This window comes from Calditrichota bacterium, assembly GCA_013151735.1.
Classification (GTDB): domain Bacteria; phylum Zhuqueibacterota; class JdFR-76; order JdFR-76; family BMS3Abin05; genus BMS3Abin05.
In genome coordinates this window covers 1-22,783 of sequence record JAADHR010000111.1, presented here as the reverse complement: position 1 = coordinate 22,783, position 22,783 = coordinate 1, and the positions used below count along the sequence as shown (strand labels likewise).

Below are 22,783 nucleotides of genomic sequence, written 5' to 3'. Positions count from 1 at the left end.
AAGAGGACATTTTGCGCACCATTCCCCTGAAACGACCGGGCCGACCGGAGGAGATTGCCGGAGCCGTGCTTTTTTTGGTTTCCGAATACGCCAGCTACGTGACAGGGGAAATTTTAAACGTGAACGGGGGCAACGTGTTGTGCGGATAAAGTGAATCTAATGGCCAAAAGAGTCAAGAAAAAATATTTTCTCGTCGATTTCGGAATGTGCAGAAGTTTTACTACTCGTGTTACGACGCGGTTACCTCCAATCATCAAATAAATACAGCGGGAGCCAAAAGAGCCAGGTTTTATTTAATTTTTGTTTAAAAGCGGTGTTTTTAGTCAGAATAAATGCCTGACGCGGTGAGTAAATCTTTACAAAATTTCGCAGTCCACCTGGAATAACAGGCTTTTTCATATCGGTAAATTTGACTTCAATAGGAATCGGTTCGTTTTCCCACAGAATAACAAAATCCACTTCTTGCCCGGATTTCGTTCGCCAAAAGTGGATTTCCCTCTGAGGCAGCAGTTTTTGAAGCTGATTGAAAACAAAATTTTCCGCCAAATTTCCCTGATCGGTCAAATCAGATCGAAATAGATTCAGCAAAGCATTTCGCATGCCCACGTCTTCTAAATAGATTTTCGGCATTTTGGTGAGTTCTTTGCGAACATTGGAGTAGAATGGAGAAATGAGTTCCACAAAAAATGTACTTTTTTGTAAGAAGGTATATTTGTCAACCGTACTGCGCGAAATGCCCAATGTGTTGGAAATCTCAGAAAAATTCACCAAATTCCCGATTTGTGCGGCGAAAAGCTTGGCCAACTTGTTGAATTTGTCTACGCTTTCCACACCAAATAGAAAGGAAATATCTTTTTGAACATACGAGGTGTACAATTCAAACAGAGCCGCTTTTCGGTTATCCGTTTGTGTGGCAAGAGTTGGCTCCGGAAACCCCCCAAAAATCAGAAAGTCAAAGAGTTCTGATAAAAGAAACGCCTTTAAAGAGGGAAGAGGGAGAAAATCAACCAATTTTTCGGGTGCCTCAAGAGAAAAGACAGAGGGTACCTGGCGGAGGGATTCTTCCTTTTGTTTGAATGTGAGAAACTCCCGAAAACTTAAAGGGTGCAGTCGAAAAACACGCTTGCGTCCGACCATTGAATCGCTGAAAAGAGATTTGAGGCGAAGTAAGGACGAACCGGAGACCACAAATTTTATTCGATTAGAATAGTGATCGAAAAGGTACTTCAAAAGACTGGAAGCATTTTCAAGGTATTGCACTTCATCCAAAAAGACAATCAGCCTTTTTGCAGGGAATGTGGCTTTTGAGAGTAAAAATTGAGCAATAGCATCGTAATTGGGATGAGTAAAATCTTCCCGAAAAATGGGATTTTCCAGATCGAAATAAAGGATGTTTCCGGCGGGATGACCATTGGCCAGCAAGTGGTTTTGCAAAAGTCTCAAAAGAGAGGTTTTTCCCACTCGCCGGGAGCCAAAAATGATCACCACATAAGGCGATTGGAGTTCGGCTTGAATGGCGGGAAGAATCTGTCGGGGAAGTAAATTTGTCTTAGGCATTTATCAAAATCTCCAACTATTTGTCTAAAAGATAAGTCAAATTTTCAAAAATTGCAAGCTGTTTTTGGCATTGTTTACTACTTTGTGTAGAAGATGGCTTGACAATTTTCTAAATGCTGGGATTTCCATATCCGCTCAGAAAAAAGACAATTTCCTTTTGAATACTGTAGCTTGATTTGGTTTGTTTCCACGGTCGAAAAGTGATGTTTCTTTCCAAAAAAATTAACTAAAGATAGATTTCTTCTTGACATCTGAACAATTGTTCAGTATCTTTTAGGTGAACACATAAACGACCCCTGATTCAAAAAAGGGAGGCTTAAATATGGTGAAAAAAGGTCTCACCGCACGCCAGCAGGAAATCCTGGATTTCATTCGCGAGCAGATCGAGGAGAAGGGCATTCCGCCCACGTACCGGGAAATCGGGGAGCGGTTCCAAATTCGCTCCACCAACGGGGTGCACGCCACACTGGAAGCGCTTCGCCGCAAAGGCTATCTGGAGCGCGAACCGTCTATTTCCAGAGGCCTGCGGTTAAAATCGCCCGGCCAGAAGGGCACGGCAGGACGGTTGAAATCTGTTCCGCTGGTGGGACGCGTGGCTGCCGGTGCCCCGATTTTGGCCGAGGAAAATATTGAAGATGTCATTGCCGTGGACGAAAATTTCTTCGGCGGCGAAGGCTACTTTGCCCTGCGCGTGCAAGGGGACAGCATGAAAGACGCCGGCATTTTCGACGGGGACGTGGTGATTGCCCGCCAGCAGGCCACGGCCCAGCGCGGTGACATTGTGGTGGCGATTATTGGCGACGAAGCCACGGTGAAGTACTATTTTCCGGAGGGTGACCACGTGCGCCTGCAGCCGGCTAACGAGGCCTACCAGCCCATTGTGGTGCGGCCGGACGGGGAGGAATTCCGCATTGCAGGCAAAGTAACGGGCCTGATCCGGAAAATGTAAAAATAGGTTGAGATTAAGATTGAGATTAAGATTGAGGAGGTTCATTCGAAATGGAGCTTTCCTTCTTAATCTCAGCCTTAATCTTAGTCTCAAACTTGTTTTCAGGAGGTGCAGATGGTTTTTGAAGACATTCGCGAGCCCGTGGAAGTGATTACCCTTTTCCGCAACGGCTCCATGCAGCCCCTGAAATTCCGGTGGAACAACCGGGTGTACAAAATTGACCGGGTGCACGGGAGATGGGTCAGTGACGAAGGAAGAAATAAATTTTTCCACTATTCTGTGAGTGCCGGGAGTCCCGATTGCTTTGAACTCTGTTACAATGCAGATCGGATGTCCTGGGAACTGACCCGCGTGTGCATGGACGGGTAAACATTTCCTGAATGTGTGGCGTAAAGAAAATCCAAAATGAAAAAAATGAAAGTCATTCTGCACGTTGATATGGACGCCTTTTTTGCGTCCCTTGAGCAGCGGGATAACCCGCTTTTGCGGGGACGGCCGGTGATTGTTGGAGGGACGTTAGAAAGCCGAGGGGTGGTTTCTACCTGCTCGTACGAGGCGCGGGTTTACGGGGTACACTCCGCCATGCCCATTCAGGAGGCTTTGCGGAGATGCCCCCAGGGAATTTTTGTTGAGGGGAACGGCAGCAAATACGCCAGCGCCTCCCGGCAGCTTATAAAAATTCTTCTTCGATTTTCACCACAGGTAGAACCGGTTTCGGTAGACGAGGCCTTTGTGGATATTACCGGCAGTGTCTGGATCTACGGATCGGAGGAAAATTTGGCGCGAACACTGAAAGCCACCATCCGGCAAGAACTGGGAGTAACGGCCACCATCGGTATCGCTCCCAACAAAATCATGGCCAAAATGGCCTCCGATTTAAACAAGCCGGACGGGTTCACCCTGATTCGTCCTGAAGAAATTGCCACAAAAATCTACCCGCTTCCGGTATCAGCCATGTGGGGCGTGGGGAAACAGACGCAAACCGCCCTGGAAAAGCTGGGGATTTTGACCATCGGACAATTAGCTGCGGCTTCCGAAAAAACCTTGAAGAAAATCTTTGGGAAGAACGGCCCGGCACTGGTGCGCCTGGCAAGGGGAGAGGCAGACCCGCCGGTTCTCTTCCCATCAGAATTTCCGGACGAAAAATCGATTGGACAGGAACACACCTTTGGCCGGGATACAGATAATGTCGATGAATTGACCGCAGAGCTTCTTCTTCTGGCCCAGAAAGTGGGCCGCCGCATGCGAAAGCGTGGATTCGTTGGAAAACGCGTCACACTGAAATATCGGTACGAAAATTTCGAAACCCACACACACCAAATGACTCTATTTACCCCCACAAATATGGACGACGTCATTTTTCTTTCTGCCTGCAAGCTCCTGGAGGAAAAAGTCCCGAAGGGGCGAAAAATCCGCCTCCTGGGGATTTCCGTTTCGCAACTGCGTCATCAAAATGAAGCATTTTGCCAGCCTCTTTCACTTTTTCAGGCCGAAAAAGGAGAAAAGCGCCGGCAACTCTTTTCCACTCTGGATCACCTCAAAGATTACTACGGAGAAATGGTGATTATGCAGGCTTCGATTCTAAAATTGAAGTGAAAAAACGTTCCGCAACCTTTTATGAATTTGATCCCGCGGAGGATTAAAACCGTTGCACAGTTAACTTACAAATTTGTGCTTCCTCTTTTTCTAAATGTCGCTTTTCGCAATATTTTTTCTTGACTTTTGACCGAAAATTAATTATAATAATAACGCTTTATTATTTCTTTTGTTACTGAAAATGAGCGTTCTTTTTAGAATCCCGCGGTAAGCGGGATTTATTTAATAAGGGAGACCCGGATTTTGGAGCTCACAATTACATTGCCCGATGGCAGGGATGTTACCATTCCCGAGGGAAAGACGGCTCAGGACGTCCTCAAACAATTTGCGCCCAAATTCCTTAAAAAGGCGGTTGCCGTGCGATTGGACGGGCAAATTCTGGATTTAAACCGGCCTTTGCACCGGAGCGGGAAACTGGAGATTTTGACGTTTGACGATCCGGAAGGGCGGGACGTTTTCTGGCATAGTTCGGCTCATTTGATGGCTCAGGCGGTCAAGGAGCTTTTCCCAAGCGCAAAATTGGCTATCGGGCCTCCCATTGAAAATGGCTTTTATTACGACATTGATGTGGATCACCCGTTTACGGCTGAAGACCTGGAAGCCATTGAAAAACGAATGAAGGAACTCGTCAAAGAAGCCCTTGACATTCAGCGTGAGGAACTTCCGCTGGATGAGGCGATAAATTTGTTCCGCTCAATGGGGGAAGAGTACAAGATCGAAATTTTGTCGGAAATTGAAGACGATTCCGTTTCCGTGTATCGGCAGGGTGAGTTTGTCGATTTGTGCCGCGGGCCGCATCTGCCCAACACCCGCTACATTAAATATCCGAAACTCTTAAATGTGGCCGGGGCGTACTGGCGCGGCGATGAGCACAACAAAATGCTCCAGCGCATTTACGGCACGGCGTTTCCGAAGCAGAGTCAATTGGAAGAGTATCTCCACCGGCTGGAAGAAGCCAAACGACGCGACCATCGGAAAATAGGCAGAGAACTCGATCTCTTTTCGATCAATGAAAACGTGGGGCAGGGACTCATTCTCTGGCATCCCAAGGGGGCGTTTATTCGGAACGCCATTGAAACATTTTGGCGGGAAGAACACTACAAAGCCGGGTATGAATTGTTGTACACTCCGCACATTGCGCGTCTGGATATGTGGCGGACCAGCGGGCATCTGGATTTCTATCGGGAGAGCATGTTTGCCCCAATGGAAATAGATGAGGTAGAGTACCAGCTCAAGCCGATGAATTGCCCGTTCCACATTCAGATCTACAAATCCCAGTTACGGAGCTACCGGGATTTGCCCCTTCGCTGGGCGGAACTGGGAACCGTGTACCGGTACGAGCGCTCGGGCGTGCTGCACGGACTGATGCGTGTGCGCGGCTTTACACAAGATGATGCCCACATTTTCTGCCGGCCCGACCAGATTGAAAGTGAAGTCATGGACGTACTGGATTTCACTCTGTTTTTTCTGAGGACCTTCGGTTTTGAACATTTTAACGTGTACTTGAGCACGCAGCCGGAAAAATTTGTAGGAACGCAGGAAAATTGGGACATCTCAACCGATGCATTAAAGGACGCACTGGAGAAAAAGGGGATTGCGTACAAGATTGATCCCGGTGAAGGGGTGTTTTACGGGCCGAAAATCGACATCAAAATTAAGGACGTACTAAACCGAGAGTGGCAGTGCACGACGGTTCAGGTCGATTTCAACCTGCCGGAGCGGTTCGACGTGAATTACATTGGCGAGGATGGACAGCAGCACCGGACTATCATGATTCACCGGGCACTTCTGGGCTCGCTGGAGCGCTTTTTCGGCGTCTTAATTGAACACTACGGCGGGGATTTTCCCACGTGGCTGGCACCGGTTCAGGTGGTCCTTATGCCCATTACCGATCGGAGCCGGGACTATGCCCTGAGCATTCAGACCGAGTTGAAAAAAGCCGGAATTCGAACTGTTCTGGATGATCGGAATGAAAAGGTAGGGTACAAAATTCGTGAGGCCGAAATGCAAAAAATACCCTACATGATCATTTTGGGTGACAGAGAGGCTCAGGAAAATAAAATTACTTTTCGAAAACGACATATGGGGGATCAGGGTCAAGTTGAGTTATCGGAATTCATTGAAAGAATTACCGAAGAAATTCGCCTGAAAAAATATAATTAATTTAAGGAGGTTAACTAATTAAAGAAAAAGGTCTTCGAATTAACGAAGAAATTACGGTACCCCAGGTCCGCATAATCGATGAAAATGGCGAGCAATTAGGAATTCTTCCTATTGAAAAGGCATTAAGCCTTGCCAGTGAACGCGGTCTCGACCTGGTAGAAGTGGCGCCAAATGCAAAGCCACCGGTTTGTAAAATCTTAAATTATGGAAAATACCGTTACGAGCTGAGTAAGCGAGAAAAAGATCAGAAGAAAAAACAGCATGTCATTGTTGTAAAAGAGGTTCGACTGCGGCCCAAGATTGAAGAACATGATTTTCAACACAAGATGAAACATGCGCGGGAATTTTTAGAGGCCGGAAATCGGCTGAAGGTTACCGTGATGTTTCGTGGGCGTGAAATGATTTACAAGCAGTTTGGGTACAAGGTGATGGATCGGGTGGTCGAAACTCTTTCTGATATTGCAAAAGTAGACAAGGGACCGGTTGAAGAGGGCCGGCATATCGTTTTGTTTTTGTCAAAAAAATGAGGGTGTAACATGCCGAAAATGAAGTCACAACGAGGCGCTGTCAAGCGTTTTAGAGCGACGGCAACGGGAAAAGTGAAGCGCGGACATTCCCATGCCAGTCATATTCTAACGAAGAAGTCTGCGAAACGGAAACGAAATTTGCGAAAACAGGATTACGTTTCTGACGGTGATGAAAGAAGAGTTAAGCGAATGATACTGGCGTAGGAGGTTAAAAGATGCCAAGAGCAACCAATAATCCTGCTTCCCGGCGAAGAAGGAAAAAAATATTAAAGGCCGCCAAAGGATACTTTGGAAGAAAAAGCAAAACCCTGAAAAATGCCAAAGAAGCCGTTGATCGATCGATGCTTTATGCCTATCGCGACAGGCGAAATCGGAAACGCGATTTCAGGCGTTTGTGGATTACACGAATCAATGCGGCAGCCCGTTTGCACGGATTGTCTTATTCGAAGTTTATTCATGCGTTAAAGGAACAGGGTGTCGATCTGGATCGGAAAGTTTTGGCAGATATGGCCGTAAACGACCCGAAAGGCTTCGAAGAATTGGCCACACTGGCCAGGCAATAGGGAATAGCAAAACATGGCTTCTGATGGAAATTCTGCTGTTGAGGAATTGCGGGAATTACGAGAGAAGTTTACATCTGAACTAAACAGCTGCCGGGACGACAAATGTGTTGAAGCCGTACGAATTAAATACCTGAGCAAAAAAGGGCTCTTGTCCCAGAAATTCTCACTTTTGGGGAAACTTCCTCCGGAAGAAAAACCGCGTCTGGGGCAGGCGCTCAATGAGATAAAAAGTTTCTTCCAGACATCTCTCAAACAAAAAGCAAAAGAAATTGAAGTTCAAAAAGCTCAGGCTTCAAAAATAGACATTACCCTGCCGGGCGACCGGGATTTTTTGGGGAAAAAACATCCGCTTCTCCAGGTGCTGGATGACATCAAACGCATCTTTTCCGAGATGGGGTTTGCAATTGAAGAAGGCCCCGAAGTGGAAAGCGATTATTACAACTTTGAGGCGTTGAACATCCCCAAAGATCACCCGGCCAGAGATATGCATGATACCTTCTACCTGCCTGGAGGGTTCTTGCTTCGAACACACACGTCCCCCGTGCAAATCCGGGTCATGGAACGGCAAAAACCGCCCATACGGATGATTGCTCCGGGACGCTGCTTTCGGAAAGACACGCCCGATGCGAGCCATTCACCCTTTTTTCATCAGGTGGAGGGTCTTGTTGTTGATCATGCGATTTCCTTTGCGGATTTGAAAAGCGTGATTGCCGCATTTGCCCGAAAAATGTTCGGCAGGGATGTCAAAATCCGTTTTCGTCCCAGCTTCTTTCCCTTTACAGAACCCAGTGCGGAATATGACTTTACCTGTATGATTTGCGGTGGCAAAGGTTGTCGAACCTGCAAGGGAACCGGCTGGCTGGAAATTTCCGGGGCAGGAATGGTGGACCCGGAGGTTTTTAAATCCGTTGGCTACGACCCCGATGAATTTACCGGGTACGCCTTTGGAATGGGCGTGGAACGGTTGGCCATGTTAAAATATCAGATTGATGACATACGCCTTTTTTACGAAAATGATCTCCGATTTTTGGAACAGTTTTAACAGGACGAACCCGTGAAAGTTTCTTACAACTGGCTGAAAGAATACATTGATTTTGATTATTCTCCCGATGAACTGGCCTATAAATTAACGATGGCAGGGCTTGAGGTGGAATCGGTGGATGCATTGGTTCACCATTACAAACCCTACACCATTGTGAAGGTGGAATCGGTTGATGAAAATTCTGCAGTTGTCACAGATGGCCGAAAGCGCGGGTCGGTTCAGGCCGGTGCGAACACCTTAAACGCTGGCGATCTGATTGCTGTGGACGAACACGGGAAAATAGCCACGGCAAAGGAACTTTTTGATCACGATGATTCCCGTCCCGTTCCATTTACTGGAACAGAGGTGGGAAAATCGGTGGCAGATTATTTGCCTGAAAAAGACACGGTTTTTGACCTGTTTATTACGCCTAACCGACCGGATTGCTTTGGAGTTTTGGGAATTGCCCGGGAGATTTCTGCGCTTTCAGGAAATCCCCTGAAGATACCCAAACCGGTGGTGAAGGAAACAATCGAAAAAGCGGAAAAGGCGGTTTCAGTTGACATCCAGGATCCGATGGGGTGTCCCAGATATTCGGCACGAGTTGTGAAAAATGTGGAAATTGCCCCGTCTCCCTACTGGATGCAGTACCGGCTCTATTCCGTTGGAATCCGCGCCATTAACAATGTGGTGGATGTGACGAATTACGTGCTGATGGAATTTGGGCATCCGTTACATGCATTTGATTACAGCCTGATTATCCGGCACGAAATTCAGGTTCGCCGTGCCGAGAAAGGGGAGCGCTTTGCCACTTTGGACGGGAAAGGGCATACCCTGGACCCGGAAATTCTTTTAATTTGTGATGGAGTCCGACCGGTGGCTCTGGCCGGAATTATGGGCGGATTGAATTCAGAAGTCAAAGAGACAACAAAGGATATTTTGCTGGAATGTGCCTATTTTAATCCGATTGTGATTCGGCGGGGGGCCAAAAAATTAGGAATCGCCACGGAATCGTCCATGCGTTTTGAACGCGGCGTCGATCCGAATGCAACCCTTACGGTAATCAACCGAACCGCCCAGCTCATTCAGGAAACAGCCGGAGGGGCGGTGCTTCAGGGTGTGGTTGATGTCTATCCCAGAAAGATTGAGCCTGTTCACATTCACCTGGCAAAGGATCATATAAAACGTTTGTTGGGTGCCGAGATTGATCCGACGGTCACGAAGCAAATTCTTACCCAGTTGGGTTTGCGTGTTTCGGAAAATGACTCCGCTTTTGAAGTTGAGGTTCCGACATTCAGACCCGATTTGACACGGCCGGTGGATTTGATCGAAGAGATTGCCCGTATTTACGGGTACGATAAAATCGAAGAACAAAAGAAAAGTGAAATCCTCCTGAATGATTCCGTTAATACACGGGAAAGATTCATTAATTTGGTTCGGGATGTGTTTGTGGGGCAGGGGTTTAAAGAGATCCTGACCAATTCAATGATTCCCAGGAAGGATCAAATTCTTCAGGAATTTCCGGAGGAGCCGGTTCAGCTTGCAAACCCCATCAGTGAGGATATGGCGGTTTTGCGCCCTACGCTGATTTCGGGCCTGGCTCGCATTGCCCAGCGAAATATTTTTCGCCAAATGCCCAATTTCAGGCTGTTTGAAGTGGGACGGGTTTTTCACAAGACCCCTGAGGATGGCCGTCCGGAAGAAGGGGTTTATCTGGGGGGAATTCTTTCGGGAACCAGGCGCCCTGAACATTGGAAACACAAACCTCAACCCGTTGATTTTTTTGATGCGAAAGGCTTTGTAGAATATTTTCTCGATCAGTTGAGTCTTAAGAATGTAACTTATGTTGAAGCGGCACATTGGGCATTCTCTAATCCCTCTGTGGCGATCAACTATCACGGAAAAAAACTTGGGTATCTGGGTAAAATTAAGGAGGAATTGAAAGAACGGTTAGATGTACCCATTGATTTATTTGCATTTGAGCTAAATTTAGATTTAATTGAATCTGAAATGGTGTGGGCAAAACGCTATGTGCCCATTCCAAAATTTCCCACAGTGCGCCGTGATCTGGCTCTTTTAGTCGATTTAACGATGCCGGTGGGAACTCTGATTAAAAACATCCACAAGTGGGGTGGAAAACATTTACAATCTGTGGACGTATTTGATGTGTACACCGGAAAACAAGTCCCTTCTGACAAGAAGAGTGTGGCTGTGCGGCTTGAATATGTTCCGGAGGATCATACATTCACAGAAGAAGAAATTAATGACATGCAGTCAGCTTTATTAAAGAAGTTGAAGTCAGAACTTGGAGCCGAACTTCGTCAATCCTAAAAGTATGACGAAGGAAAAAAATTATGGAATTTTCCAATCTCGAGAAGTTGGAGCAAAAACTGAGTTCCTTTGTGAGTCATTTAAACAAGGTTCTGGATGAAAATAAATTACTTAAGGAACAAAACACAGAACTTGTAACATTGCTTCAGGACAGAAACCGGGTGATTCAGCAATTGGAAGAAGAAATTGTTCGCCTTCGGGAATCACAGTTTGACCAGCAAGGGAATCAAGAAAAGGACGAGAAGATTCGTCAGAAAATAAACGATATGTTGCACAAATTGGATGTATTGGAAAATTCACTTCCTGAAGCATGAAATCATCATGACAGATGACAAAAAAACAATCAAAGTCAATATCTACGGTTCGGAATATCCCATTCGAGGTCAGGCAGATGTTGACTATATTGTAAAAGTTGCTGATTATGTAGATCAAAAAATGCGGGAGATTGATCAGCAGCTTTCACAAAAATCGGCGTTAAAAGTCGCTATTCTGGCTGCATTAAATATTACAGATGAATTGTTTCACGAGCAATTGGAAAAGTCTGAATTAATCGAAAAATACGAGAAGAAAATACAGGACCTTCTGGACCTGATTAACGACGTTTCCGATTAAAAATCTGTAGTTAGGTTACTTTAAAATCCATCCCCACTTGGAGTAATTTTAGAATTTGGGCCCTTCGTAGGTCAAATTCTGAGAGTACTTGAGGTGGGGATTTTTTTTGGTGATGACGATCTGAATTTGCTTGAGTAATCCCCAATTGCACGTATTTATCTTTTATAAAATCAATTCGTGCAATTCGTGGGCAAAGGCTTTTTTGAGCGGACTTAGATATTAAAAAAAATTGTTAACGAATACAAATGGGGGATAGATGACTGGAGGAATTATGACAACGATGACCATTCTTCTGATGATTGGAATTGCCATCCTGGCGTTTGCTGGCGGTTGGTTTGGGCGGAAGATTTCCGGAAAGCACAAGTTGACTGACGCGGAAGAAATGGCCGAAAGAATTCTTGCCGATGCCGAACGCGAAGCAGAGGCCCTGAAAAAAACCAGAATTCTGGAAGTTAAGGATGAGTGGTACAAACAGAAACAAACCTTTGAAGCTGAAACGCGTCAGCGAAAAAATGAATTACAGCAGCTTGAAAAACGCCTTTACCAGCGCGAGTTAAATATTGATCGAAAGGCCGATTTTTTAAAGAAGAAGGAAAAGGAATTTGAGCAGATTGAACAGAATTTGGCGCAACGCAAACGGGAATTGGAAAAGCGGGGACAGGAGTTAGAGCGCTTAATTCAGGAAGAAAATCAGAAGTTAGAGGAAGTTTCGGGACTCACCCGCAATGAAGCCAAGCAAATTTTGATTGATGCCATGCGGAAGGAAGCCGAGGCAGAAGCGGCCCAGCTTATCAAGGAGATTCAGGAACAGGCACGCCTGACGGCGCATCGTGAGGCCAAGGAAATCGTCATTCAGGCGATTCAGAGGGCAGCCATGACGCATTCTGTGGAAACAACGGTCTCGGTGGTTCACCTGCCGTCGGATGAAATGAAAGGGCGCATCATTGGACGGGAGGGCCGGAATATTCGATCGTTCGAAATGGAAACGGGCGTGGAGGTTGTTATTGACGATACGCCGGGTGCGATTTTATTGTCGGGATTTGATCCGGTCCGGCGTGAGGTCGCCAAAATTGCCATGGAAAAGCTGATTTCGGACGGCCGGATTCACCCGGGCCGAATTGAGGATGTCGTGGAAAAGGCTCGTGCTGAATTTGATGAGCGCATTCAGGAAATTGGTGAACAAACCACCATGGAAACGGCCGTTCACGGCCTGCACCCGGATTTGGTTCGTCTGTTGGGAAAGTTGAAATACCGCACCACGTTTGGTCAGAATGTGTTACAGCACAGCATGGAGGTTTCCCATCTGGCCGGTCTGATGGCCGCCCAATTGGGTCTGGATGTTCAGCTGGCCAAGCGGGCGGGTCTGCTGCACGATATCGGCAAGGCGTCTGACAATTACACGGAAGGCACGCTTTCGGAAATCGGTGTTGAAATCGCTCGAAAATACGGCGAAGGGCCAATTGTTCAAAATGCCATTGCAGCGTTTGAGGATAACGTACCGGTTATTTCGCCCATCTCCATTCTGGTTCAGGCTGCCGACGTAATTTCAAGCTCCCGGCCCGGTGCCCGGCGAGAGATTCTGGAAAAGTACATTCAGCGATTGGAAAAGATTGAAACGCTGGCCAGAGATTTTGAAGGGGTTGAAAAGGCCTACGCCATTCAGGCCGGACGAGAGATTCGGGTAATTGTGGAGCCGGAAAAAATTACGGATGCCGCAGCCGAAAAACTGGCGCTGGCCATTGCCGAAAAAATTCAATCGGAGATGGAGTACCCCGGGCAAATCAAGATTACGGTGATTCGGGAGTATCGCGCGGAAGATTACGCCAAATAACGCCAATAAATAAAGAAGGATTTAGATGTCTGCCAAAAATATAGTTACGATTCTTTTTATCGCCGATATTGTAGGCGACTCGGGACTGGCCATATTTGAACGGCTCATTCGTTCGGTTCAGGAAAAAGTAAAAGCCGATTTCACGATTGTGAATGGTGAAAATCTGAACAAGGGAAAAGGCATTCGGGAAAATATCGCCAATCATATTCTGCAGATGAACGTTGATATCATTACCAGTGGAAATCACATCTGGGACCGCAAGGAATCCGTTGCGGTGTTGCGCAAAAATCCCCTGGTTTTGCGTCCCATTAACTATCCGAGCGGGAATCCGGGGCATGGAAGCGCCATTCTGGAAGCCAAAGACGGAACAAAGGTTGGGATCATTAACGCCCAGGGACGTACATTTATGATGCCCACAGATGATCCGTTTCGGGCGGTTCAGAATGAAGTGCATCGGCTTTCGAAGGAAACAAAAGTTATTTTTGTGGATTTTCATGCGGAGGCCACGGCAGAAAAAATTACGCTGGGGTGGTTTCTGGATGGAAAAGTGTCGGCCGTTATCGGTACACATACGCACGTTCAAACGGCAGATGAGCGCATTTTGCCGGGCGGTACGGCCTATATTACCGATGCCGGAATGACCGGCCCGTTCGATTCAGTAATTGGAATGAAAAAAGAAATTGCGATTCAGAGATTTTTATACGGGACACCCCGCCAGTACGAGGTTGCTTCCGAAAATTTGAAACTGAACGGGGTTTTTGTCCGGATCAACCGCGAAACCGGAAAGGCTGTGGCAATTGAACGTATTCAATTACCGTGAGGAAGAAAGAGGAAAATATGTCAGCGATTTTAATTGATGGGAAAAAGGTTGCCGAAGACATTCGCGCGGAACTTCGGCTGCGCATCGAACGGCTTAAAAACAAAGGAATTACTCCCAATTTAACCGTCATACTGGTAGGAGAGGATCCGGCGTCTCAGGTTTATGTTTCGATGAAAAAGAAGGCCTGTGAGGCGCTCGAACTTTTTTCAGAAACCATTCGCTTGCCGGCTCAAACAACACAGGAAGAGCTGGTTGAGCACATCGAACGGCTCAATCAGGATCCTTCCGTTCACGGAATACTGGTGCAAATGCCGCTGCCATCCCATATAAATTCCAATCAGATCATAGAGGTGATTCATCCCCGGAAGGATGTGGACGGATTTCATCCCATCAATGTCGGGAGATTGGTGGCGGGGACGCCGTCGTTTCTTCCCTGTACACCTGCCGGAGTGATTGAGCTGTTAACCCGGTACGGTTACACCCCCGACGGCAAACATGTTGTTATTGTTGGCCGAAGCAATATCGTCGGAAAACCCCTTGCCAATTTGCTGATTCAAAAGACGCCTGCCGGAAATGCCACCGTTACGGTGTGCCATACGCATACAAAAAATCTTTCGGATTTAACGCGGCAGGCGGACATCCTGATCGCTGCTGCCGGGCGCCCTCGGACAATTACGGGGGACATGGTCAAAAAGGGAGTCGTGGTCATCGATGTGGGTGTGAATCGTGTGGATGACCCCACCCAAAAGCGCGGCTATCATCTGGAAGGGGATGTGGATTTTGCCTCGGTTTCTGAAAAAGCCGCTGCCATTACACCCGTTCCCGGTGGGGTTGGCCCGATGACAATCGTCATGCTTATGAAAAATACGGTTCAGGCAGCGGAAGAACAAAGCGGGCTGATTTAGGTGTTCCCCACGAATTTTGTGTAATTTATTTCGTATGTCATCAAAACTGGGAGGACCCGTCAATGAAAAGCAAACATGTTTGTGTTGTTGGATTGTTTATTGCCGGAATTCTCGTGTTTTCCGGATGTACCTCCAAAGCTCCCCATCCCATCACCAAAAAAATAATTGCTACAAAAAATGCACCTGCTGCTATCGGGCCCTATAGCCAGGCCGTTCTGGTAGGAAATACGCTGTATTGCTCGGGGCAAATTGCCATCAATCCGGAGTCAGGAAAGCTGGTGACCGGGGATATTCAGGCCGAAACGGAACAGGTGCTAAAGAACCTGGGCGCGGTTTTAAAGGCCGGGGGAATGGGCTTCGGAAACGTGGTCAAAGCGACCGTTTTTATGAAAGATATTTCAAACTACAAAGCCATTAATGAAGTTTACGCGAAATATTTTTCAACAAAACCCCCTGCCCGGGAGGCAGTTCAGGTGGCCAATCTGCCAAAGAACGTGAACGTGGAAATTTCGGTTATTGCCGTTCGGTAGGATGCAGAAAGTGGGGAGGCCATTTGAGGAATGAGATTGGGAATTTAAAGGGCCAAAGAGCCGGGCGGGAAGCATGACAAACCGCTCGGGTCACCGCGTGTTCAGGGGAGCAGTCCCGGTCTTCTTCAAAAATGAAAAAAAATCATTGAAAAAACCTCCGTTTTGTATTTATTATTTAACCGGTACCGTTTGCAAAGACTCCAAAAAACCTGTGGAAGTTGTTTGAATTCTTAATGCTCGAAGTAGAGTGATTGTGAAGAATTCGACTTTGCAGAGAGGGTTTGCTGATGCAGAAGCTCTCATGCCGTGCAGGGATTTCATCGCGGGCCGATTTTTCTTTTATCGGCTTTCCTTACGATGAAAAATCGTCTTTCAGGCGCGGATGTGCGCTGGCTCCGGCCAAAATTCGTTCTTTATTTTTTGGAAGGGCAATTCACGAACTTACCGCCCATCAAATCCGGCTGGGAGAGGAAGCGTCTATTTTCGATTGGGGAGATGTCCTTCGGGGAGGCTCCGACGAGGAAATTTTGGGCCATCTCCAGCAGACAGTGGAAAGAGTACTGGAGCAGAAGAGTTTTCCCCTGATTGCAGGTGGAGACCACATCACAACGGTTCCTGCCGTACGAGCGGTTGCAAGGCAATTCAGGCAGGTCCAGGTTATTGTTTTTGATGCGCATCCGGATTTGTACTGGGAGTTTCGGGGCGATCGCTACAGTCATGCGTGTGTGAATGCGCGGCTTCTGGAGAATGATGCGGTCAAAATGATCACGATTCTGGGCGTTCGGGAATTTGCAGATGAAGAATATGAGGTTTGGAAGCGAAATCCCCTGGTGAAGATTGTCCCAATTGATCGTGTGAAGCGGGAGTTTGTGGATATTCCATCCGGATTGCCGGCGTACGTATCTGTTGATATGGATGTTCTCGATCCCGTTTACGCACCGGGTGTTTCCGGCTGGGTGCACCGGGGAATGAGTCCCAAAAGGGTGCTTCGGTATCTCTTGCAAATTCGGGCACCCCTTGTGGGAATGGATGTGGTGGAGGTAAATCCCCGAACCGATGAAAATGACATCACCGCCTTACTGGCGGCCGAATTTATGGCGGAGGTGGCCGCAAAGGTGTTGACTGAACGGCGATTTCAGATGGCCTCGTAGTGGAAGAATCGATCTATCGGCCCGGCTGTTTGGTGCAAAAACCTGACAGAAGACAACCGACGCATCATTAGAAATCCGGAGTGGATACAACCAGAGGGAGAAAAATTATGGCACGAACGGAAGGTTCTGTTTCATCAGCATTATTCTGGATGATTTTACTCTCAATTCTGTTAATCTGGCTGCCGGGTATCGGGCCGTTTGTGGCCGGATTTGTCGGCGGAAGAAAGGCCGGCAATTTGAAAAATGCATTGCTGGCATTTCTCATTCCGGCGGTTCTATTTACAATTGCCATTATTCTGCTGCCAGGTGCTCCCTTTCTCACACTGGCCATCTCGATAGCGGCTTTTCCAATGCTCATCATTTATAATGGAATGCTTTTTCTGGGGGCCATTATTGGTGCCGTGATTCGTTGAAATCATTTGACGGAATTTTTATTTTTTAGGGAAATGGAACTCGCGGATTGAAAGATGGAAAAAACTCCCGAAGAAAAAGCGGTGGTTCGCAAAATTATTCTTGGATTTGCAGCGGCTCTTTTCGCGATTATGGCCGTTGTTACAGCCGGTTTACTTTTTATGGTGCACCGCACGCACTCCTATCTGGCAGAGCTCAATCGATATCCGCAAAATTACGTCGTGTTTTATCAGAAGGACCCCTTTCAGATTCCAAAGAATGGCATCATTTCAAAAAGCGATTTTGAACGATTCTTGGCGCTTCAAAAGATACTGGAGACAAAAATGGATTCACTTGTCCCACCCGGAGAAACGCGCCAAACTTTCCTCGAGTCCGACCCATTGAAACAGCTTGCGCAGGCCCGGCAGGCCGAAATGTCGCTGTTTAAAAAAGAGAGGTATTCGATAAAGGCTTACAAATGGATTGCCCGTCAGATTCTGCTGGCCTTTGGAGGCTCTCCTTTGCATAAATTTCGGAGTCTGGCGGGCCGTGCCCCATTCGGAAAAACCACAGAAAATGTGGAAGAAGCCATTTCAAAAATACCCGACCAAAATCTGGCTCTCTTTGATCAATTTGCCGGTCAAATTGCCTCCTTTCGGTTTCTCTGGCTCACGGCCATTTAGTTTCGGTTGGTATTCTGGAGGAGGCCGCCTTTTCCCGAAGAGCCGCAAGCTCTTCCCTTTTCACTTGAAATTCTGCGATTATTTTTCTATTTTAAGGGTGATCAAAATCTCTCTCTGTACCGTGTGTATTTGGACAGAGATCACCGGGAATTCCTTAATAATAAACAGGTTATTCCGCTATGCTTAAAAAGATCGATCACATCGGTGTGGCTGTTTACAGCTTGAAACGTGCTTCCGGACTTTACGAAAATGCCTTCGGACTTGCATCCGAAGGAATCGAGGATGTTCCTGCGCAACAGGTTCGTGTGCAAAAGTTTGCCATTGGACAAACGCGGATTGAGCTCCTGGAACCGAAAAATGAGGATTCCCCTATTTCAAAATTTCTTCAAAAGCGGGGAGAAGGAATTCACCATCTGGCGTATTCCGTTGAACATCTTGAAGATGTCTTAGCTGTTTTGGAAAAGAAGGGACTGGAGATTATTGGTGAACCCGTGACAGGTTCCGACGGAAAGCGAATTGTTTTTATTCATCCCAAATCAGCCAACGGGGTTTTAATTGAGTTGGTTGAAGAGGATACAAAATCCTGAAAATCAGCATGAATGAAATCCTTCAAAAAAAATTAGACAACCTTCCCGCCCTTCCGGGTGTGTACATTTTTAAGAATGAAAAGGGAAAAGTGATCTACATCGGGAAGGCAAAAAATCTCAGAAATCGCGTGCGCTCGTATTTTCAGAATTCACGAAAAGGGGAGCCCAAACTGCGTGTATTGGTACGAAAGGTTCGGGATGTGGAAACCATTTCAACCGATTCGGAGGTGGAAGCCCTGATTCTTGAAGCCAATATGATCAAAGAGTACAAGCCGCGCTACAACGTGACCTTGAAGGATGACAAAAGCTACCCGTACATCCGTGTCACTCACGAGGAATTTCCAAGAATTTTTCCGACGCGAAAAATTGTAAAAGACGGATCCCGATACTTCGGGCCCTACACGGATGTGCATTCCATGCGAAGTCTTCTAAAGGCTGTGCGCAAAATTTTTCCCGTTCGCAGCTGCAATTACCGCCTGGATGAACAGACAGTGGCTTCCCGAAAAATAAAACTCTGTCTCGATTACTACATCCAGCGGTGCCCGGGACCGTGTCAGGGCCTTATTTCGCAGGAGGACTATCGCACGATTGTGAACCAAATGGTGCGCTTCATTGAGGGACGAAATAATGAAGTCGTCAAAGAGCTCCGGCAGGCGATGCAGAAACAGGCCGACGCCCAGCGGTTTGAAGAAGCGGCCAGAATTCGGGATCAGATTCAGGCAATCGAACAGTTTCAATCGCGCCAGAAGATGGTTTCTCAGGATGAGGTGGATCGGGATATTGTGGGTATTTATCAGGAAGAAAAAATTGCGGCGGGGATTGTTTTTAAGGTGAGAGAGGGAAAAATAATCGGCCGCTACCATTTTTATCTGAAAAACACCATGGGGGAATCGGATCAAGAAATTTTAAAATCTTTTTTGCTCCAATATTATGTGAAGGTTGATTTTCTGCCCAAAGAAATCCATTTGCCTTTCGAGCTTCCGGAAATTGAAGACATCCGGGAATGGTTCAGGAAAAGGCGCGGCAAGGCCTGCCTGCTTTTGGTGCCTAAGCGGGGAGAAAAACGGAAATTAGTGGAAATGGCTCAACGAAATGCCAAGCTGGTGTTAAGGGAACTTCTCCTGCAGAAAATGAAGGAAAAAAAGGAGCGTATTCCCGGGGATGTGCTGGCTCTTCAAAAAGATTTAAACCTGGCTCACCCGCCTCGCCGAATCGAGGCCTTTGATATTTCCCACATTTCCGGTTCGGACACAGTGGCTTCGATGGTGACGTTTGTGGACGGCCTTCCCAGAAAAAGCGACTACCGGAAATTTAGGATCCGATCGGTGACCGGCGTGGATGATTTTGCTTCGATGAAGGAAGTGGTGACCCGGCGATACCGGCGCATTCTGGAAGAAAAAGGCCGTATGCCCGATTTAATTTTAATTGACGGCGGGAAGGGACAGCTGTCCAGTGCAGTGGAGGCGTTGCACGAGCTGGGAATCCACGATCAGCCGGTTGCGGCTCTGGCCAAGCGGCTGGACGAGGTTTATCTGCCCGGTTTTTCGGACCCCCAAAATATTCCCCGAACCTCCCCGGGAATCAAATTGCTGCAGAGGGTTCGGGATGAATCCCACCGCTTTGCCATCACCTTTCACCGGACTCTGCGAAAAAAACGTACGCTGCAGTCCCAGCTGGATGGTATCCCGGGAATTGGCGAAAAGCGGCGAAATCTGCTGATTCAAAAATTTGGCTCGGTACAAAAAATTCAGGAGGCCAGAAAAGAAGAATTGGAGGCGGTACGGGGAATTCCCAAAAATCTTGCGGGTAAAATTTGGGAGTATTTTCATTTGGAAAGGGACGTGGAGCGGACGTAGTAAAAAATGAAGGCCGCGAATGCGTGAATAAAAGAAAAAAAGGCCACGAATGCACGAATATTTGTAGGGCCGATTCATGAATCGCCCCTACAAATTGTGCTAAAAGAAAGTTTAACCCCTTGGGTATTTTTTGGAAATTATTTAGTTTTGGTTATTGTAATTTGGAATTTATTTGATTATTGGGAATTGTGATTTGGAAATTCCATTTTCCACTCCGCACCCTCGCGGTAAATCTTTTTAAAAAAAGGCCGCGAATGCGCGAATAAAGACGGATAATGAATGAGGATACAATGAGCGAACCGGATGTTAATGTGAAACTGGCCAAAGAACACGGCCTGTCAGAAGAAGAGTACGAAAAAATACAGTTAATTCTGGGAAGAGTGCCCACCTACACAGAGCTGGGAATCTTTTCGGTGATGTGGTCGGAGCATTGCAGTTACAAGAATTCTCTGCTCATGCTTAAGACCCTTCCCAAAGAAGGGGATGCCATGTTAGTGAAAGCAGGGGAGGAGAACGCCGGACTGATTGACATTGGAGACGGCCTGGCGGTTGCCTTCAAAATTGAAAGTCACAACCATCCGTCGGCTGTGGAACCGTACCAGGGGGCAGCCACAGGCGTGGGGGGCATTGTACGGGACATCTTTGCAATGGGTGCCCGGCCGATTGCCTCGCTGGATTCTCTGCGCTTTGGCGAGCTGTCCGACGACCACGTGAAGTATCTTTTTGACGGTGTGGTTCGGGGCATTGGCGATTACGGAAATTGTCTGGGCATTCCGACCGTTGCGGGTGAGGTCTATTTTGACGATGCTTATAAGGGAAATCCGTTGGTCAATGCCATGACGGTCGGTTTGGTGCGGCACAACCAGGTGGCACACGCGGTAGCCAAAACGGCCGGGGCCCGGGTTTTCATCATCGGTTCATCCACCGGGCGCGACGGTATTCACGGCGCCACATTTGCCTCGGAGGAAATCAGTGAAGAATCCGAAGCGAAACGTCCGCATGTTCAGGTGGGGGATCCCTTCACCGAAAAATTGATTATGGAAGCCACCCTGGAAATCATTCAATCGGGCTGTGCAGAAGGCGTGCAGGATATGGGGGCAGCCGGCATCACGAGCTCTACCTCTGAGGTGGCTGCCAAAAGCCGCCTTGGAATTGAGTTGGATCTGGACAAGGTTCCTCTGAGAGAGGAAAAAATGATTCCGTATGAAATTATGCTGTCTGAATCTCAGGAACGCATGCTCATTATTGCCAAGCCCGGCTGCGAAAAAAAGATCCAGGAAATCTGTGACAAATGGGATGTGAATTGGTCTATTTTCGGCGTGATGACGAGTGACGGCCGCCTGCGGGTGAAATGGAAAGACCGGGTTGTGGCAGATATTCCGGCGGACAGCTTGAGCGCCGGTGAAGGCGCCCCCGTTTACGAGCGGGAGACAAAAGAGCCCGAATACATTCGCCGGATCCAAAATGAAGACCTTTCCCGAATTCCGGAACCCGAGGAGTACACGGACGTGCTTAAAAAACTCCTCTCCACGCCCACCGTTGCAAATAAATCCTGGATTTTCGAACAGTACGACACAATGGTTCAAACGAACACTATTCAGCTGCCAGGGGGAGATGCCGCCGTTGTCCGAATTAAGGGAACGTCGAAGGCGCTTTCCATGAAGACCGATGCCAACGGACGGTTTGTGTATTTGAATCCCCGGCGAGGTGCACAGATTGCTGTGGCGGAATCGGCGCGAAATGTGGCCTGTACGGGAGCCAAACCGGTGGCGGTAACCAATTGCCTGAATTTTGGCAATCCCTACAAACCGGAGGCGTACTGGCAGTTTAAAGAAGCCGTTCTGGGCATTGGCGAAGCCTGCCGCGCACTGGAAACGCCGGTGACGGGCGGAAATGTGAGTTTTTACAATGAAAATCCCGAAGGGGCCATTTACCCGACTCCCGTCATCGGAATGCTGGGAGTTCTGGAGGATGTGCGGAATATGGTGACAGCGTCATTTAAGAATGAAGGCGATGTCCTTTTGTTGATCGGCGAGAACCGGGGTGAAATCGGAGGAAGCGAATACCTGAAGCGGATCCACAACCGGGTCAGCGGAGACTGTCCTGCACTGGATTTGGAGCGTGAAAAGGCCCTGCAGCAGTTTTTGGTTGAAGCGGCAAAGGAGCACGTTCTGGAATCGGCTCACGATGTGTCGGAGGGTGGATTGGCCGTGGCCCTGGCTGAATCGGGCATTCTGGGGGATGGGGATGCTTGGGGCGCACAGGTTGAATTGGTATCGGAAATTCGACCGGATTTTCTCCTGTTCGGGGAAGATCAGAGCCGCGTGGTGGTATCGGTTCGTCCGGAAAATTTGGAAAAAGTTCAGGCGCTTGTTCAATCGTACGGAATCCCCTGGGCCCGGATAGGGCAGGTGGCGCGCGATCGGTTCACCATTTTGGTAAATCATCAAACGGTGATTGATGCGGATATTCAGAAGCTGGCAAACGCCTACCGCACCTGTATCGAATCCATTATGAAGGGGTGAGGATAAGGGCGATTCATGAATCGCCCCTACGAATGGTGCCTGCCAGACGCATAATACCCATTAAAGCCAGAAGAACGGATACAAAACCAATCTTCCCCGTTCTGTTAGAAAATCTAACAAAAATCAAATAAATATTTAATTGTCATTTTTGCAAAAAGGTTTTATTTTAGATTTTGTAAATAATTT

At 47.5% G+C, this 22,783-nt stretch carries 23 protein-coding genes; 22 read left to right on the top strand and 1 reads right to left on the bottom strand.

Features of this window, described 5'->3' with window-relative positions; all coding sequences use genetic code 11:
- Positions 1-149, top strand: a 149-nt coding sequence (locus GXO76_07780; GenBank protein ID NOY77752.1) for an SDR family oxidoreductase, incomplete at its 5' end; no start/stop codon positions are given.
- A 91-nt stretch (positions 150-240) separates the two neighbouring features.
- On the opposite strand, the gene GXO76_07775 is transcribed toward GXO76_07780, so the two are convergent.
- Entirely contained in the window at positions 241-1,557 is a 1,317-nt protein-coding gene (locus tag GXO76_07775) for an ATP-binding protein (protein NOY77751.1), read from the bottom strand.
- A gap of 322 nt (positions 1,558-1,879) precedes the next feature.
- Between GXO76_07775 and lexA the strand changes: the two genes are divergently transcribed.
- The 21 genes from lexA (at position 1,880) to purL (ending at position 22,597) form a co-directional block, all read left to right on the top strand.
- Complete coding sequence (gene lexA, locus GXO76_07770; GenBank protein NOY77750.1) at positions 1,880-2,506, top strand: transcriptional repressor LexA; 627 nt, start codon at positions 1,880-1,882, stop codon at positions 2,504-2,506.
- A 114-nt stretch (positions 2,507-2,620) separates the two neighbouring features.
- Positions 2,621-2,875, top strand: coding sequence for a hypothetical protein (locus tag GXO76_07765; GenBank protein ID NOY77749.1), 255 nt, complete (start codon positions 2,621-2,623; stop codon positions 2,873-2,875).
- 36 nt (positions 2,876-2,911) lie between these two features.
- Positions 2,912-4,102: a DNA polymerase IV gene (dinB, locus tag GXO76_07760; protein NOY77748.1), complete on the top strand. Its 1,191-nt coding sequence runs from the start codon at positions 2,912-2,914 to the stop codon at positions 4,100-4,102.
- 243 nt (positions 4,103-4,345) lie between these two features.
- Positions 4,346-6,265: a threonine--tRNA ligase gene (gene thrS / locus GXO76_07755; GenBank protein NOY77747.1), complete on the top strand. Its 1,920-nt coding sequence runs from the start codon at positions 4,346-4,348 to the stop codon at positions 6,263-6,265.
- A 17-nt stretch (positions 6,266-6,282) separates the two neighbouring features.
- Positions 6,283-6,792 carry a translation initiation factor IF-3 gene (locus GXO76_07750; GenBank protein ID NOY77746.1) on the top strand — a complete coding sequence of 170 codons (510 nt, stop codon included), beginning with the start codon at positions 6,283-6,285 and terminating at the stop codon, positions 6,790-6,792.
- A 9-nt stretch (positions 6,793-6,801) separates the two neighbouring features.
- The gene (gene rpmI / locus GXO76_07745) at positions 6,802-6,996 is read left to right on the top strand and encodes a 50S ribosomal protein L35 (protein NOY77745.1); all 195 of its coding nucleotides are present in this window, start codon (positions 6,802-6,804) and stop codon (positions 6,994-6,996) included.
- 11 nt (positions 6,997-7,007) lie between these two features.
- The gene (gene rplT, locus GXO76_07740) at positions 7,008-7,355 is read left to right on the top strand and encodes a 50S ribosomal protein L20 (GenBank protein NOY77744.1); all 348 of its coding nucleotides are present in this window, start codon (positions 7,008-7,010) and stop codon (positions 7,353-7,355) included.
- A 13-nt stretch (positions 7,356-7,368) separates the two neighbouring features.
- Entirely contained in the window at positions 7,369-8,397 is a 1,029-nt protein-coding gene (pheS, locus tag GXO76_07735) for a phenylalanine--tRNA ligase subunit alpha (protein ID NOY77743.1), read from the top strand.
- A gap of 12 nt (positions 8,398-8,409) precedes the next feature.
- On the top strand, positions 8,410-10,707 hold the full coding sequence (locus GXO76_07730) for a phenylalanine--tRNA ligase subunit beta (GenBank protein NOY77742.1): 2,298 nt from the start codon (positions 8,410-8,412) through the stop codon (positions 10,705-10,707).
- Positions 10,708-10,730: 23 nt separating this feature from the next.
- Entirely contained in the window at positions 10,731-11,021 is a 291-nt protein-coding gene (locus GXO76_07725) for a hypothetical protein (protein NOY77741.1), read from the top strand.
- 7 nt (positions 11,022-11,028) lie between these two features.
- Positions 11,029-11,319: a cell division protein ZapA gene (locus tag GXO76_07720; protein ID NOY77740.1), complete on the top strand. Its 291-nt coding sequence runs from the start codon at positions 11,029-11,031 to the stop codon at positions 11,317-11,319.
- A 280-nt stretch (positions 11,320-11,599) separates the two neighbouring features.
- Positions 11,600-13,150 carry a ribonuclease Y gene (gene rny, locus GXO76_07715; GenBank protein NOY77739.1) on the top strand — a complete coding sequence of 517 codons (1,551 nt, stop codon included), beginning with the start codon at positions 11,600-11,602 and terminating at the stop codon, positions 13,148-13,150.
- A gap of 25 nt (positions 13,151-13,175) precedes the next feature.
- The gene (locus GXO76_07710; protein NOY77738.1) at positions 13,176-13,970 is read left to right on the top strand and encodes a TIGR00282 family metallophosphoesterase; all 795 of its coding nucleotides are present in this window, start codon (positions 13,176-13,178) and stop codon (positions 13,968-13,970) included.
- A 17-nt stretch (positions 13,971-13,987) separates the two neighbouring features.
- Positions 13,988-14,875, top strand: coding sequence for a bifunctional methylenetetrahydrofolate dehydrogenase/methenyltetrahydrofolate cyclohydrolase FolD (gene folD, locus GXO76_07705; GenBank protein NOY77737.1), 888 nt, complete (start codon positions 13,988-13,990; stop codon positions 14,873-14,875).
- Between the two features lie 62 nt (positions 14,876-14,937).
- Positions 14,938-15,405, top strand: a complete 468-nt coding sequence (locus GXO76_07700) for a RidA family protein (GenBank protein ID NOY77736.1) — start codon at positions 14,938-14,940, stop codon at positions 15,403-15,405.
- A gap of 287 nt (positions 15,406-15,692) precedes the next feature.
- Entirely contained in the window at positions 15,693-16,556 is an 864-nt protein-coding gene (gene speB / locus GXO76_07695; protein NOY77735.1) for an agmatinase, read from the top strand.
- A gap of 107 nt (positions 16,557-16,663) precedes the next feature.
- Positions 16,664-16,969, top strand: a complete 306-nt coding sequence (locus GXO76_07690; protein NOY77734.1) for a hypothetical protein — start codon at positions 16,664-16,666, stop codon at positions 16,967-16,969.
- 54 nt (positions 16,970-17,023) lie between these two features.
- Positions 17,024-17,629 carry a hypothetical protein gene (locus GXO76_07685; protein ID NOY77733.1) on the top strand — a complete coding sequence of 202 codons (606 nt, stop codon included), beginning with the start codon at positions 17,024-17,026 and terminating at the stop codon, positions 17,627-17,629.
- A gap of 179 nt (positions 17,630-17,808) precedes the next feature.
- Positions 17,809-18,216 carry a methylmalonyl-CoA epimerase gene (mce, locus tag GXO76_07680; protein NOY77732.1) on the top strand — a complete coding sequence of 136 codons (408 nt, stop codon included), beginning with the start codon at positions 17,809-17,811 and terminating at the stop codon, positions 18,214-18,216.
- 8 nt (positions 18,217-18,224) lie between these two features.
- Positions 18,225-20,072 (top strand): excinuclease ABC subunit C, encoded by a 1,848-nt coding sequence (locus GXO76_07675; protein ID NOY77731.1) that lies wholly within the window; start codon positions 18,225-18,227, stop codon positions 20,070-20,072.
- A 275-nt stretch (positions 20,073-20,347) separates the two neighbouring features.
- The gene (gene purL, locus GXO76_07670) at positions 20,348-22,597 is read left to right on the top strand and encodes a phosphoribosylformylglycinamidine synthase subunit PurL (GenBank protein NOY77730.1); all 2,250 of its coding nucleotides are present in this window, start codon (positions 20,348-20,350) and stop codon (positions 22,595-22,597) included.
- The last annotated feature ends 186 nt before the right edge of the window (positions 22,598-22,783 follow it).

Excerpts from the sequence above, each read along its gene's own strand:
- GXO76_07775 (NOY77751.1), bottom strand. The coding sequence starts at position 1,557 with ATGCCTAAGACAAATTTACTTCCCCGACAGATTCTTCCCGCCATTCAA.
- lexA (NOY77750.1), top strand. The coding sequence starts at position 1,880 with ATGGTGAAAAAAGGTCTCACCGCACGCCAGCAGGAAATCCTGGATTTC.
- GXO76_07765 (NOY77749.1), top strand. The coding sequence starts at position 2,621 with ATGGTTTTTGAAGACATTCGCGAGCCCGTGGAAGTGATTACCCTTTTC.
- dinB (NOY77748.1), top strand. The coding sequence starts at position 2,912 with ATGAAAAAAATGAAAGTCATTCTGCACGTTGATATGGACGCCTTTTTT.
- rpmI (NOY77745.1), top strand. The coding sequence starts at position 6,802 with ATGCCGAAAATGAAGTCACAACGAGGCGCTGTCAAGCGTTTTAGAGCG.
- rplT (NOY77744.1), top strand. The coding sequence starts at position 7,008 with ATGCCAAGAGCAACCAATAATCCTGCTTCCCGGCGAAGAAGGAAAAAA.
- pheS (NOY77743.1), top strand. The coding sequence starts at position 7,369 with ATGGCTTCTGATGGAAATTCTGCTGTTGAGGAATTGCGGGAATTACGA.
- GXO76_07725 (NOY77741.1), top strand. The coding sequence starts at position 10,731 with ATGGAATTTTCCAATCTCGAGAAGTTGGAGCAAAAACTGAGTTCCTTT.
- GXO76_07720 (NOY77740.1), top strand. The coding sequence starts at position 11,029 with ATGACAGATGACAAAAAAACAATCAAAGTCAATATCTACGGTTCGGAA.
- rny (NOY77739.1), top strand. The coding sequence starts at position 11,600 with ATGACCATTCTTCTGATGATTGGAATTGCCATCCTGGCGTTTGCTGGC.
- GXO76_07710 (NOY77738.1), top strand. The coding sequence starts at position 13,176 with ATGTCTGCCAAAAATATAGTTACGATTCTTTTTATCGCCGATATTGTA.
- folD (NOY77737.1), top strand. The coding sequence starts at position 13,988 with ATGTCAGCGATTTTAATTGATGGGAAAAAGGTTGCCGAAGACATTCGC.
- GXO76_07700 (NOY77736.1), top strand. The coding sequence starts at position 14,938 with ATGAAAAGCAAACATGTTTGTGTTGTTGGATTGTTTATTGCCGGAATT.
- speB (NOY77735.1), top strand. The coding sequence starts at position 15,693 with ATGCAGAAGCTCTCATGCCGTGCAGGGATTTCATCGCGGGCCGATTTT.
- GXO76_07690 (NOY77734.1), top strand. The coding sequence starts at position 16,664 with ATGGCACGAACGGAAGGTTCTGTTTCATCAGCATTATTCTGGATGATT.
- GXO76_07685 (NOY77733.1), top strand. The coding sequence starts at position 17,024 with ATGGAAAAAACTCCCGAAGAAAAAGCGGTGGTTCGCAAAATTATTCTT.
- mce (NOY77732.1), top strand. The coding sequence starts at position 17,809 with ATGCTTAAAAAGATCGATCACATCGGTGTGGCTGTTTACAGCTTGAAA.
- GXO76_07675 (NOY77731.1), top strand. The coding sequence starts at position 18,225 with ATGAATGAAATCCTTCAAAAAAAATTAGACAACCTTCCCGCCCTTCCG.
- purL (NOY77730.1), top strand. The coding sequence starts at position 20,348 with ATGAATGAGGATACAATGAGCGAACCGGATGTTAATGTGAAACTGGCC.